8 protein-coding genes are annotated in these 13,028 nt (G+C 70.0%); all 8 read right to left on the bottom strand.

The genetic code is table 11. From position 1 onward, the window contains the following. Positions 1-1,774, bottom strand: a 1,774-nt coding sequence (locus E6J58_22045) for a hypothetical protein (protein ID TMB33098.1), incomplete at its 3' end; no start/stop codon positions are given. Then, positions 1,762-3,243 (bottom strand): DUF3492 domain-containing protein, encoded by a 1,482-nt coding sequence (locus tag E6J58_22040; GenBank protein ID TMB33107.1) that lies wholly within the window; start codon positions 3,241-3,243, stop codon positions 1,762-1,764. The genes E6J58_22045 and E6J58_22040, both read right to left, overlap by 13 nt. 5 nt (positions 3,244-3,248) lie before the next feature. Continuing rightward, positions 3,249-4,187 carry a hypothetical protein gene (locus E6J58_22035; protein TMB33097.1) on the bottom strand — a complete coding sequence of 313 codons (939 nt, stop codon included), beginning with the start codon at positions 4,185-4,187 and terminating at the stop codon, positions 3,249-3,251. Continuing rightward, on the bottom strand, positions 4,184-5,224 hold the full coding sequence (locus tag E6J58_22030; GenBank protein TMB33096.1) for a hypothetical protein: 1,041 nt from the start codon (positions 5,222-5,224) through the stop codon (positions 4,184-4,186). Before E6J58_22030 ends, E6J58_22035 begins: the two co-directional genes overlap by 4 nt. A 4-nt stretch (positions 5,225-5,228) precedes the next feature. Next, positions 5,229-8,066 (bottom strand): tetratricopeptide repeat protein, encoded by a 2,838-nt coding sequence (locus tag E6J58_22025; protein TMB33095.1) that lies wholly within the window; start codon positions 8,064-8,066, stop codon positions 5,229-5,231. A gap of 2 nt (positions 8,067-8,068) precedes the next feature. Then, complete coding sequence (locus E6J58_22020; GenBank protein ID TMB33094.1) at positions 8,069-10,612, bottom strand: hypothetical protein; 2,544 nt, start codon at positions 10,610-10,612, stop codon at positions 8,069-8,071. Between the two features lie 118 nt (positions 10,613-10,730). Then, a complete protein-coding gene (locus E6J58_22015) occupies positions 10,731-11,159 on the bottom strand; it encodes a response regulator transcription factor (protein ID TMB33093.1) in 429 nt (142 codons plus the stop codon). Positions 11,160-11,168: 9 nt separating this feature from the next. Further along, positions 11,169-13,022 carry a glutamine--fructose-6-phosphate transaminase (isomerizing) gene (gene glmS / locus E6J58_22010; protein TMB33092.1) on the bottom strand — a complete coding sequence of 618 codons (1,854 nt, stop codon included), beginning with the start codon at positions 13,020-13,022 and terminating at the stop codon, positions 11,169-11,171. Between the last annotated feature and the right edge of the window lie 6 nt (positions 13,023-13,028).

Raw genomic sequence — 13,028 nt, 5'->3', positions numbered from 1 at the left:
TCGCGGAGATGACCAGGACCTGCATCCCGAGATGCGTGATCGGGCAGATCGACGGGAGCGGGACGGGCAGAGGAGGCGGAGGCGTCGGACCCAGCGGCGAGCTGGGAATCACCGGCGGTGCGACAGGTCCGAGGGTGATTGACTCCACGTGGTCTCCGACGCAGGCAGGACCTTCGCAGATGGGACCGATCGGGGGCGGCGGCAGCGGATCGAGCCCGAGCTGGCGCCCGGCTACGCTGGAAGTCGCGCTGGTCGCGCGCGGGTCTGACCCGCGTCCGCAAGCGAAGACAACGGAAACGACGGCGATCGCGATGAGGGCTCGAGGTGTGTTCACGACTGGGCTCCTCCGTTGAACGAGAGAACGAAAGCGTTTTCCCCATGGCGCGGGACGCGCCGGGGGCCAGAGCGGTTGCTGCATGAAGGTGTCGCGCTCGAGATGGTCGAGCTTGCGGGACAGGAGCGGCAGGCCAGTGGCGGAGGCGATCAGCGCGGACGCGGCGAATCCGTACCCGTACCAGGTTGGGCCGAGGCGCTGCGTCAGCAGCGTCAAAACCAGGTTCCCGCAGGCGAACAAGGCGCTGAGGGCGAGCGCCGCCTTGCGCTGGTCCAGGTAGAAGAGGACGTTGAGGACCGCGAGGAAGACGACCTGCAGGAACACCGCCGCCGTATCCACGTAGAGCAAGCGCAGGTACAGCGGAGAGATGCCCGCTGCGCGCAGCATCGCCGGCCCCGCGACGAAGACCAGCACCATCGTCACTCCCTGCACCTTGACGATCTCGGCCAAGCCGCGGCGGACGCAGCCGACCATGCCGTCCTTGACCCGCGTGAGCCGATCGAGGGGCGCTCCGTCGCGGACGCAGCGGAAGAATTCCTGGCAGCGGTCCGCGAAATCCGCCTCCAGGCGGAGGAAGAACGCCGCCATGGCCGGGATCGCCGAGAGGTAGGCGAAGAAGATGGGCAGATCGTAGATGATGGAGTAGCGAAGGGGACCGAACACCGGTTCCGAGGTCCCGGGGTTGAGCCAGAAGGCCGCCTTGTCCGCCCAGACGCCGAAATAGAAGACGGCGCCGATGGCCGCGAGCTCGTAATGCGCCTGGCGCGGATCGAGGAAGTCGAAGCTGAGCCGTCGCTCGCCGGGAAATGCGCGCAGGATCAAGGCGAGCATCCCGAACAGCGCTCCGGCCTGCCCGATGAGAAAGCCTGCCAGCAGACCCTCGAGACCAAAGGGCCGCAGTACCGCCGCGCCTCCGATCGAAGCGAGATAGGCGGCGAGGAACAGGGCCGCCACCGTCCGGTACGCCTTCACACCCGAGAGCAGCACCAGCAGGAGCCAGCCGTCGCAGAGCACGACGAAGTTCGCGACCAGGAGCAGGCGGCAAGCGAGCGACTCGTCGAATGCGGTGTGCACCACGGCCGATGCGAGCGCGCCGCCGGCGAACGTCGTGATCGAGAGCGCGGCGAATAGATTGGGAAGGATCCGCTCGCTCTTCCGCGCATAGATCTGGTCGGCCACGAACCGCGCGAAGAGAAGCTGCAGCGGGCCCGTCAGAAGGAGCGACGCGGACATCAGCCAGGTGATGGAGACGAGGAACTGCGTCACCCGGATGGGCGGCTCGACGGATCCGGTGGCGAGCAGGCCGATGGCGAGGACTCCGCCGATGGAAACGACCCAGGGTCCGCTGGAAGCGACTCCGGCGTAGCCGTACGCGCCGAGGAGACCGGCGTAGCTGTCCCGGGAGAGCAGCGTGCGGAGCTGGAATCCTATGCCCGCCATGTCGCGGCCTCCCGGTAGACTTGTCGGTACGCGTCGACCATCTGCTCCTGCGTGTAGTGAGCCTCGACGCGGCGAACGGCCGCGCGCTGCGCCTTGCGCCAGCGCGCGGGATCGCCGAGAAGGGAAAGCGCCGCGCGCGCCGTCTGCTCGGGCGCGGCGATGGGGACCACGGCGCCGGCAGATCCGAGCGCTCGATCCTCGGGCGTGCGCCCTTCCACCATCTCGCGGCAGGCGCCCACGTCGGTGGTGAGCACCGGAAGACCGCTGGCGAAGGCCTCGAGCACGACCAGGGGAAGCGCCTCGCTCATCGAGGTCAGCGCGAGAAGACCGAGCTGCGGGAGGATCTCCTCGGGCGCGCGGAAGCCGAGGAACTTGACGTTGCGGTCGAGGCCCAGCGCGGACACGAGCTGGCGGCATTCGGTGGCGTACGCCTCGTCCTCGGAGGTGGGGCCGACGATCCAGCCTTCCACCTCGGGGCGCTCGGCGACGATCGCCTTCATCGCCCGGATGAACGTCTTCACGTCCTTGATCGGAACGACGCGGCCGATGAAGCCGATCACGGGACGCGGGCCATCGGACAGCTTCGCCCGCAGGGGCCGGAACCGCTCGACGTCGATGCCGTTGGCGATGATCCGCGTCTGCTCCGCCGCCGCGCCGTCCTCGATCTGCCGCTTCCGATTGCCGTCGTAGAGCGCGATGATCGGGTCGGCGGATGCGTAGGTCATCGTTCCCAGACCCTGGAAGAAACGCATCCACAGGCACCGGGTGGCGCTGCCGCCCGGAATCGACTCCGCGCTGGCGAGGTCGATCATCCGCTCTTTCGTGTAGATGCCGTGCTCGGTGAGCACGAGCGGACGGCTTCGCTGGTGGCGAAGGAGCGCGCCCAGGAACCCGGCGTAGCCCGTCGAGACCGCGTGATAGAAGCGCGCGGGCGGCAATCGGCGGGCGACGTCGGCGAGGGTGAACAGGCCCAGATACGTGGACCGCAGCGTCCAGAAATAGCTGGTGAAGGGGGAATCCGCGCGATCGCGGCGATAGCGATCGCAGATCCAGTCCCAGCAGGCGTCTTCGTGCAGGAACGCGTCGCGCGCGAACCCGTCGGGCGCCTGCAGGCAGAGCGCGAGCCGCTTCACGAGCTCGGCGTCGGCAGGCGCCCGGGAAGCCCCGAGCAGATGATCGTGGAGGCGGTCGAGCTCGTCGACCGCGGAGGCGTCTACGGAGCGGTCCGGCGAATCCTTTCGCGGCTCGAACAGGTAGTGGCGCTCGAAATGGACGACGTTCGGCGGGAACGCGTAGGCGGCGCGGCCGTGATCCGACCGGCGACCGCCGATGAAAACGAGCGAGAAGGTCGTCTCGGGCAGCGCCTCGATGAGCTTGTGTACCCACGTGGAAACGCCGCCCCGCACGAACGGGTATGTCCCTTCCAGGAGGAGGGCCACGTCCGCCGGCCGCGCCGGAGAGAGGTTCATGGCGCTCACGTCCAGTACCTCCGGACTCGTGCCGCGGCTCCGCCAGGAGCCGATCGAGCCGGCAGGGACAGGTGGCTCCGCACCAGATCGAACCGGCGCCGGAGGAATGCCGCCTCCGCGAGGTACGGCGCAGCGATGCCTGCCGGCAGGCCGAGGTCGCGGGCCCGGAGCAGCGCCATCTCTGCCCGTTCAGGCTCGCCCAGCCGCAGCTCGATGCGGCCGAGCAGGAGGTGAAGCGACGCCGAGCGCGGATCCTGCTCGACTGCCGCCGTTGCGTGGTGCCGGGCAGTCCCCAGCGCGTGATCGAGGCACTCGCCCTGGGCGAGGCCGAGCCACGCGACCTCCCAGTACTGCGAGGCCAGCCGCCGATGAATGGAAGCAAGCTGCCGTTGCGGTGCGCGATCGAGCGCGCCGTTCGCTGCGTCGATCTCCCGCCAGGCGGCCCGGTTTTTCGCTTCGAGCAGCGCGTGGGCGAGAAGCCTGACGTCCTCGTCGCGGTCTTCCATCGCATGGCGGAGAGCGGCGATGGTGGCGGGATCGGACCGGCCGCGGAGCGCAGTCAGCGCTTCGATGCGCGCCTGGCGTTCTCCAGGTTGCCGGCCACCGATCGGCAAGCTCCAGGAGTCCACCATCTCCGGCGGCCGCGGAATGCGCGTGCTGACGCAATCGCGTTCGGGCGCCGTGGTCCCGCGCGGCGTGAGCGCCGCGACGGCAACGAGACCGAGCGTTCCGAGGAACGGCACGAAGAATGCCGTGGCGAAGATCAGCGCAAAGCCACCGCGCCTGCGACCCTCGAACGCGCGCTGGAACAATGCCGCCGTCCACCCGGACGCCGCGACGTGGACGAGGAGCGCGGGGATGCCGAATCCCCGCATCAGCGCGACGCCTGCAACGCCTTCGCAGAAGAGCGCGGCGACCACGGCGATGTCGCGCAACGGTCTCAAGCGACCTCCTTGACCGGCGCCGGAACCGGCTCGGCGACTGGCGCGACTTCGGGTGAATGAGGCGTCCCGGCCGGAGCGGTGGCGCGTTCGGTCAGCGGCGGCAATTTGCCGTACGGGCGCGAGATGGCATCGCCCAGCCGGCCACCGATCACCGCGAGCAGCTCGAGCGTCTCGGCGTGCAGCGCGATGAACGGCATGTCGCGCACGGCGACCACGGCACGCGCGCGGCAAGACAGATCGATGAGCGGGACGGCAACGAGGACCCCGTCGCCTTCGCAGCCGTCGCGGACGCTCATTGTGACGCCGGTCCGGGCCGCCCGGCGAACGAGAGAATCACGCTCGGATTCGGCGGACGACCCCAACGCGGCGACCGCGGGCCCGGGCCGGCCCTTGGCGTCCACCGGATGCAGCGTCGCCGCCCGAACGAACCCGTGCTCCGCGAAGAGCTGCAGAATCGCCTCCCCACAAGCTGGCAGGGAAGCCTCGCCACGCTGCGCGAGCTCGCGGCGGAAAGCGGACAGCGCGTCCCTCAAGGTCGGCGACGCCTCGGGCGTCGCTCGCCGCAGGCGGTCGTGCGAGATCTTCAGCGCCAGATAAGACCGGCCGAGGCCTTCGAGGCGGCCGCGCAGGTGGTCGCCGAACGACTCGAGCTGCGTGGCGCGCCGCAGCCACGAGTCGCGGAATTCGCCGGCGAGTAGCCCCGCGACGAGCCAGCCGAGCACGGTCTCGGAGGCCGAGTCCGGCACGCTGACGATGCCCGTCTTCCAGGCGATGGCCAGCACCGCGGCCTGGAGGCCGGCGCCGGCCAGTCCGTGGGTCGAGCCGTACTGCAATCCCGCCAGCAGCGGAGCGAGGGTGAACCAGGAGAATCCGCGGCGGAGCAGGAACGGGTCGCTGCGATCGACCAGCGCCCCGATGACGATGAGGACCGTCATCAGTCCGACGGTCTCGAGCCATGATTGCCACGCCGGTGCGGGCGTGCGCGGCTCCGGGCCCGTGTCGCTGCCGCCGTGCTGGGAAGGTGGATGGAGTCTCATGGAGTCAGAATCCGAATCGGTGAGTGAGCGAGAGGTTGAGCCCGAGGTTGCCGCCGACGCCAAAGCGGTCGTTGGCGGCGAACGCCGACATCGCCAGCTCGCCGTTCTTGAAGGGTGCGACGGCGATCCCCGTCTGGATCCGGAATGCAGGCCGGAACGGAGGACCGACGGATCCGATCCAGGCGTCCGCCGCCAGCCGTGCCGGTCCGGCCGGCAAGCCGGTCAGGCCCGCACCGATACCGAGCGATGCCAGCTCGCCGGGCAGGACGGCCGATGCGTCAGGGGCGAAGACCGCCAGCGCCGCCGGCAACGGGCCGGAGTTGAGCGAGTTGCGCTGATATCCGCCCTGCAAGCGGACGATGGCGTCAGGGCCTTGCGTCCTCCAACCGATCTCGAAGTTCGCGGCCCCGCCCCTGCCGAGATCGGCGCCGGACCGGGTGGACCAGCGCTTGAAGTCCAACGCCAGCCGTTGGTAGGCGGCTCCTTCGCTCACCGCGACCGCGCCGCCGACCCGCGTCCGCACCGCCTCGAGGCGCAGGGCCAGCGACTCGTCCGCCGGCTCATGGAGAGAAGCCTCGATTCGCGCCTCGCCGACCGAGGCAAATCGCTGCATCCGTGCGACGCCGGCCTGCAGCACGTTCCGATCTGGCCGCAGGCTGACGCCTGCGGACACTTCCGTCTGGCCCGCGAGCCCCGGCAACCGCGCGTGCGCCGAGACCCTCGTCTCGGCGGCCGGAACGCGCAGGCCGGAATCGTTCGGAAGCGCCGCGAGCAATCCCTGGCGAAGCTCCAACTCGCCGCCAGGGATCTCGGAACGCACGAACGCGCGCTGCTGGCCGAGCACTACGCTCCCCAGGGACTCGCCGGCAACGTCGACACCAGCCGCCGCGGGCGGGGGAAGGAGAGGAGATCGCGCGGTTCGCAGCTCCTCGAGGCCGGCGACGTAGGCGCGGGAGAGCTCGGGATCGTTGGGTGCGTCGTCTGCCCAGGACGCGAGATATTCGGAGAGGGTTCCGCGCTGATGGGCGCCGGAGAGCAGCCAGAGGATGCCGGCGCGTGCCGCCTTGGACTTCGGGTCGCCGGCGAGCGCGCGACGGTACGCACCGATAGCTTCCGGAATCCGCCCCGCCCTTTCGTCAGCGCGCGCCCGCAGCATCCAGTACGCGGGAAGGCTGGCGAAGTCGTCGCCCGACGCCGCCGCCTCCGCGGCCATCCGCTCGACCTGGGGCCAGCGTCCGGTGCGCGCCGCCTCGTCCATCGCCAGCAAGAGGAGCCGCGGCTGCCGCATGCGCGACCAGCCGAGTCGTCCGATCTGGATCAAGTCGTCCGGGCGCCCCGATTCGCGGGTAAGCATCAGCAGCCGCTCTGCGCCGGCGACGTCGATGTGCCCGCTCTCCCAGAGGGCCTGGTACGCGCGCAACGCGATCGGATCCGCCTCTTCCTGCCACGCGATCTCGGCGAGCACTTCCCAGTATTCGGAACGGTTCGGAGACGCAGAGTCGACGAATCGCTGGAGCTCTGCCAAGGCTTCCCCGCGGCGCCCGAGGGCCCATTGAAGTTTCGCCGCCGCCACCGAATTCACGACGCTGCGGCCGAAGCGGCGAGCGATCTCCAGCCGCGTCCCGAGCGCCGCCGCGAACTCCCGCCTTCGTTCCTGCGCAGAGGCGAGCGCCTCCCAGGCGTCCCGGCTCGCCGGGCGGAGCGACGCATAGCGCTCCAGCGCCTCGGTCACGCTGCGGGGCGTCGCGGTGCTCTCCAGCGCGTGCGTCAGCTCGGAGAGGGCGGCCGCCGGCAGGGGCACCCGGCGGGCGCGCGCGCCGAGAAGGTCGGCGACGGTGGCCTCGTCCCGGAGGGCCCGCGCCAGTGCGAGCGCCTCGTCCATGTCGTGCAGCGCGCCGCGGCGCTTTGCGAGCCAGCTCCAGTGCGACAGGGCTCGTCGCGGCTCGCCGGCCCAGAGCGCGACCCGGGCGGCTGTAAGCCGGGAATTCGCATCGTCCGGAGACATCCCGGCGAGCTGTTCAGCGGTCTTCAACGCTCCCGCGAGATCGCCCGCGGCGAGCTCCAGATCGAGCTGCCGTCCGAGGGACACGGGATCGACCGTTCCGATGGAGGTCAGTCGCTCACCGAGGCGGCGGGCACGCTGCGGATCGTTCTGGGCCAGGGCAATCGCCAGGGCGCGTTCGACCACGGTGCGCTCTGCCGGGAAGCGCTCGACCAGCTTCTCGGCCAGACGCAAGGCCTCGTCGCCGCGGTCGGCCGCACGGAACTCGTCGACCGCGGTCAAACCGAGATCCATCGCGCGCCTTGGATCGGGCTCGAGCGCGGCGGCGCGTTCGTCCGCGCGCGCGGCGAGATCGGGACGCCCCAGCTCGCGGGCGGCGCGGGCGGCATGCGCCAGGTCGTCGAGATTCCCCTGACGGGGAAGGAAAGCCTCGAGCCGCGCCAGCGCATCGGCTTGCGCGGCGTGGCGGGCCGGCAGCTCCGGTGCGATCGCGCGCCATGCCGCCAGCTTGACGTCGACCGAGAGGAGCGCCGCCTCCGGGGCCATTGCGGTCCCTGCCCCGAAGAGCGGGACCAACGTGCGCTCCGCGTCCCGGTACATTCCAAGCGCGAGCTGCTCGCGGGTCAGGCGCATGCGCAGGGTCGCGTCATCGGGATTCAGCTCCAGGTCGGCCCGCAGAAGCGCCAGGCCCAGGGCATCGGCCGGTCCCGACGCGCTGTCCGCCTCTCCCGCCCAGAGATGCAACCCGCCGAGACTTCCGATGGAGACCACGACCACGGCAGCGGTCAGGGCGGGTCCAGCAACTCGTCGGCGACCCCGCTGCTTCGGCCGACGCTGCATGCTCAGTGTCCCCCGCAATCGAGCCGCGCGTCGCCGCTGTCCGCGTCGGGAAGTGAGAAGACGGCTCGCCCGTCCACATCCACCGGGCGGACCTTCCTGGCCCCGGTCGTCAACGTGCAGGGCGATGGTCCTCCGACGGCGAAGCGCACGGGCTCGTGGCCGCGGAGGCGTATGGAGACCGTGGGGCCCTGCGCGGACCAGTGCTCGAGGGGAGCGTTGGCCCAGGACAGGTACGGATCGCGCGGCGGCTCCGAAGCGAGCGCGAGCGCAGGATCCTGCCCGGGGGCGAAGCTCACGTACCGCGAGTCGCCGACGTCGGTGATGCTCGCGACACCGCGTGATCCGTCGGGGTCGGGCCAGCCGAGGGAAGCGGGGATGCGCACGGTGCGCAGCTTGTCGAGGCCGCGGAATTGCCAGGTGCCGTCGAGCCGCTGCGCGATCGAGGCGGACTGGAACTCCAGAACGCGGCCGGCGTACTCGTGCGACCAGAGCGGCAGCGTTCCGGCGCCACGCGCCCAGCGCAGGACCTCCTCGAACGCACGGAGTGCGGCGGGCCTGGTCGCGATCCAGAAACGGAAGTAGAGCCCGAGCGGCTTCAGTCGCCGCGGAGTCTCCGCCCGCTCGAGCAGCGCGATGACGCGGTCGGGATCGAAGTCGGCCGAGGTCCACCAGCTCGAAGCGCCGCTCTCGTTCCAGCCAGGCAAATAGATGCGGAAGGCGTCGCCGACCGGATATCCGCTGGGCGAGAGCTGGCCCAACGACACATCGCCGATCTCCTGGGGATTTCCACTCGCGAGCCGCACCGCCTGGGCCGCGGGCTCGACGTTGGGAAGCGCGAAGATCGACCGCGCCGCCGCCTCGAGCTGCGGGCGGGCGCCGCCCGCTCCGCCGGCGGCGAGCTCCTCCGGAGGAATGGACACCGTCGCCGGAACGGCGAGGCGCGCCAGCAGTTCACGGCGGATCACGTCGCCGGCAGGGGCAGCGCTCGGGCCGGCGGGGCTGGCGAACCCGACACCGTCCGCGACGACGACGAGGAGGCGTGCGCCGTTCTCGGTGGTGAGGTCGAGCGCCGGCGCCGGCCGGAGCGCAAGGGCTTTCTCGAGGAACTGGAAAGGATCGACGATCCATCGTGTGCGTCCCTGGTACCCGATCTCCAGGACGTAGGGGTCGAGCGCCATACCGCCCCAAGGCGCGGTCAGGACCGGATCGATCAGCTCGCCGTTTCCGTCGGCGAGCCGGACGTGAACGGCCATGCCTTCGCCGGAGGCGCGCCACGGATGCAGTCCGCGGGAGCGAGGCCGGGGGTCCGCCTCGAGGCCGACGAACGCGTCGCGGGTGGCGATGCGCACCGGTCGTGAAGCGCCGGCGGAAGTCGCAATCCCGAGGCGGTGGAGAAAGGCGCTCGAGGCGTTGAACCCGGGACTTCCGAACATCGCGACCGGGACGCCCGCTTCGATCTGCCGCAGGAGCCACTCGGGATAGCCGAGGGCGTCCGGCATCTCGTCGTCGGTGAACCAGGTGACGACACCGGCATAGAGGCCGGCGAGCGGCTCCCGCGGCAATCCAGCGCGCACGTCGAGGTACGTCGGGACGCAGCCCAGGTACTCGACGGGCAGGGCGGCAAGCCTGTGGATCGGGCTTTGCTCGAGGCTGGGAGTCTCCGCGCCGTCGTACAGAAGCAGGACGCGACGCGGTACCACCTCCAACGCCCCGACGCCGAGCATGTCCAGCGAAGGAGTAGAGATCCACGGAGAGAAGCCCATCGCGTCGATCCGGCGCGCAGCCTCACGCGCCGTCGCGCGCCGCGAGGGCGGGAGGTAATCCACCACTACGACCGGGATGCCGAATCGCTGCTTGACCTTTTGCAGTTGGCCGAGCAGCCATTTCCGGTCCGTTTCGTTCACCTCGACGTATCGCTTCGCGGCCGCATCCCAGCCGTGGAGAAGGGACTCGGCCGCCAGCCCCGCCGCCAGGCTTCCCACGTCGTCGAGGATCTCGAACCCGCGGTTGAAGAAGAGCTTTACCTTGGGATGGCGCCGGTGGATGCCTCGGACGATGCTGGCGAGGGCCGCGGCGGCGGTACGGCGCGCCTCCGCGCCGGGAAGGACGGCCAGGTAGCTGTCGAGCGTGTCGAGGAAGAGCGCCCGATATCCGTCCTTCCACAGCGCGTCGGCGCGATCGAGCACTTGGTTGCGCCACCCCGCCGCCGCGGGATTCATGATGGCGCTGCTCCAGGCAGTGTTCGAGCCGAGGACCCAGGCCGGTTCGACGGCGCCGGGCGAGCCCTCTCCTGCGCTCAGGTATGCGAAAACCTCGACGCCTGCCCGCTGGAGCTTCGCGAGGCTTGCGGCGTCGAGGTTTTCGGGCTGGACGACCACCCAGTCGAATTGAGACAGCTCAGCGACCGGGACCTGCTTTCCGTAGAAGAAGGCGACGGACGGCTTTCCGGCGGCGGCCTGGACTCCACCGGCAATCGCTGCGATCAGCAGTGTCGACCGGCACCAGCAGCACACGCCCATGTCCGCTATCGCCTCCATGCCCTTCACGGAGGGATCTCTTGATCGCAGCGGAATAGTCCAAGCGGGTGAAACGTCGGTTTTCCATTGAGCGAAAGGATTGGGGCGCGTTCAGGTAAACCATGGAGCGATGCGCCTCAGCCGCCCCTCAGCCGCGCCCCGGGGGTGGCTCGTGAAGCGCCGCGTCGGAAAGCTCCGGGCTCAGATAAGTGCCGCCCGCCGCAACGCGGCGGATGGCCTCGACGAGGTCGCTCGCCGCCCTTCTTTTCAGGACGTAGCCGTGCACGCCTGCTCCAAATGCCGCGGTCACGTACTGCGGCTCCTCGTGACGGGTGAGCAGGATGATCCGGATTGCCTGCGATTGTCCCTGCAGCTCGCGGGCGGCATCGAGGCCCGTCAACCGCGGCATGCTGAGATCGAGCACGGCGACGTCGGGGCCGACAGAGGCGGCAAGGCGCACCGCGTCGCGACCATCGCCGGCTTCGGCCGCTATCTCGAAGCCCTCGGCTGCCAGCAGCGTGCGCAAGGCTTGCCGAACGGCCAGGTGGTCATCCGCCAGGAGGACACGAATCGCCATCCCGAGACCTCATTCCACCGTCACGGACTTGGCGAGATTGCGCGGTTGGTCCACGTCGCGCCTCAGCGCCGCGGCCAGTTCGTACGCGATCAGTTGCAGCGGTGCCGCCGCCAGTAGCGGCGCAATCAATTCGTCGGTGCGTGGCAGCGGAAAGAAGACGTCGGAGAGACGGCGAAGGTCTTCGTCGCCCTCCGTCCCGACTGCGATGACGAACCCGTCGCGAGCCCTTACCTCCTCGAGGTTTCCGAGCGTCTTGGCGCGCAGCCGATCGGAAGGCGCCACGACGACGACTGCCGTCCGCGGGCCCACGAGCGCAATCGGCCCGTGCTTCATCTCTCCGGCCGGGTGGCCCTCGGCGTGAACGTAGGTGATCTCCTTGAGCTTGAGCGCTCCTTCCAGCGCCAAGGGGTACGAATATCCCCGGCCGAGATAGAGCGCCCCGCCCATCTGCCGGAGACGGGGGGCGAGCTCCCTCGCCTGCTTCACGGCGGCCGGCAACATCGCCTGGAGCTGATCGGGCACGCCCGTCAACTCCGCGCTGAGCGACCGCGCACGGTGCGGTGCGATCGTTTCCCTGAGTACGCCAAGATGCAGGGCGATGAGCAGGAATCCCGCCACCTGCGTGGTGAAGGCCTTGGTGGAAGCGACCGAGATCTCCGGCCCGGCGCGGGTGTACAGGACCGCCTTCGCCTCGCGTGCGATGGAGCTGCCGACGACGTTGACCAAGGCCATCGGCTGCGCTCCGGCCCGGACTGCTTCGCGGAGGGCGGCCAGGGTGTCCGCTGTTTCGCCAGACTGGCTCACCGCCACGACGAGCCGATAGCGAGCGGCATCGTCTTGCGTTTCGCCAGCGAGAGGAGGCCGGTAGCGATATTCGCTCGCCACCTCGGCCGACGCGGGAACCCCTGCGAGCTCCTCGAAATACCGGCTGCCGACCAGCGCGGCATGCCAACTCGTGCCGCAGGCGACGAGCGCGGCGCGTTCGAGCGCTTTCGCGCGCGCGGACGAGAAGGCCAGCTCCGGCAGCGCAGGCACATCGCCGACCAGCCTGCCTGAGAGCGTGTCGCGCAGGGCGCGAGGCTGCTCCAGGATCTCCTTCAGCATGAAGTGCGGATGGCCGCCCTTCTCTGCCGTATCCAGGTCCCAGTCGATCCGATTCGGCGTTCGCTGCAACCGCCCTCCGTCCCGCATCCCGATCACGTCGACGGCGCCGCGCGAGAGCACCGCCATCTCGCCGTCCTCGAGCACGATCTGGTCGCGCGTGAACGGCAGCAGGGCGGGAATGTCGCTGGCCAGGAGCTGTTCGTCCGCGCACCGACCCACGATCAGCGGGGACCCTCGCCGCGCGGCGTAGAGCCGGAAGGGATCGTCCACCGCGAGCACGGCGATGGCGAAGGTGCCCGTCACCCGCCGCAGGGCGCGGCGCAACGCCCCCGCAACTCCGTCGCCGTTGAGCTCCTGCTCGACGAGGTGAGCGAGGATCTCGGTATCGGTGTCGGAGGCGAACCTGTGTCCCGCGCGGGTGAGGACGTCCTTCAGCTCCCGGTAGTTCTCGATGATTCCGTTGTGGACGACGGCGATCCTCCGCGTGCAGTCAGCGTGCGGATGGGCATTGCGATCGCTGGGCCGCCCGTGCGTGGCCCAGCGCGTATGCCCGATGCCGACCGTGGCTCCTTGGCCGGCGCGGAGGAGCGCAGAGGCGAGATCCGACACCCGACCTCGGGATTTCTCGGTGACGACGCGATCCTGCAGGAGAAAGGCGGCGCCGGCGCTGTCGTAGCCGCGGTACTCGAGGCGGCGAAGTCCCTCGACGAGGAACGGACCTGCCTCGCGTCCGCCGATGTAGCCGACGATTCCGCACATGGCTTT

Source organism: Deltaproteobacteria bacterium (assembly GCA_005879535.1).
In the GTDB taxonomy this organism is placed as follows: Bacteria; Myxococcota; Myxococcia; order Myxococcales; family 40CM-4-68-19; genus 40CM-4-68-19.
This window is presented reverse-complemented; position numbering and strand designations above follow the sequence as displayed.

Bases quoted from the DNA above. Each gene is read 5' to 3' on its own strand.
- E6J58_22025 (TMB33095.1), bottom strand. From the start codon at position 8,066: ATGCAGCGTCGGCCGAAGCAGCGGGGTCGCCGACGAGTTGCTGGACCC.
- E6J58_22040 (TMB33107.1), bottom strand. From the start codon at position 3,243: ATGAACCTCTCTCCGGCGCGGCCGGCGGACGTGGCCCTCCTCCTGGAA.
- E6J58_22015 (TMB33093.1), bottom strand. From the start codon at position 11,159: ATGGCGATTCGTGTCCTCCTGGCGGATGACCACCTGGCCGTTCGGCAA.
- glmS (TMB33092.1), bottom strand. From the start codon at position 13,022: ATGTGCGGAATCGTCGGCTACATCGGCGGACGCGAGGCAGGTCCGTTC.
- E6J58_22030 (TMB33096.1), bottom strand. From the start codon at position 5,224: ATGAGACTCCATCCACCTTCCCAGCACGGCGGCAGCGACACGGGCCCG.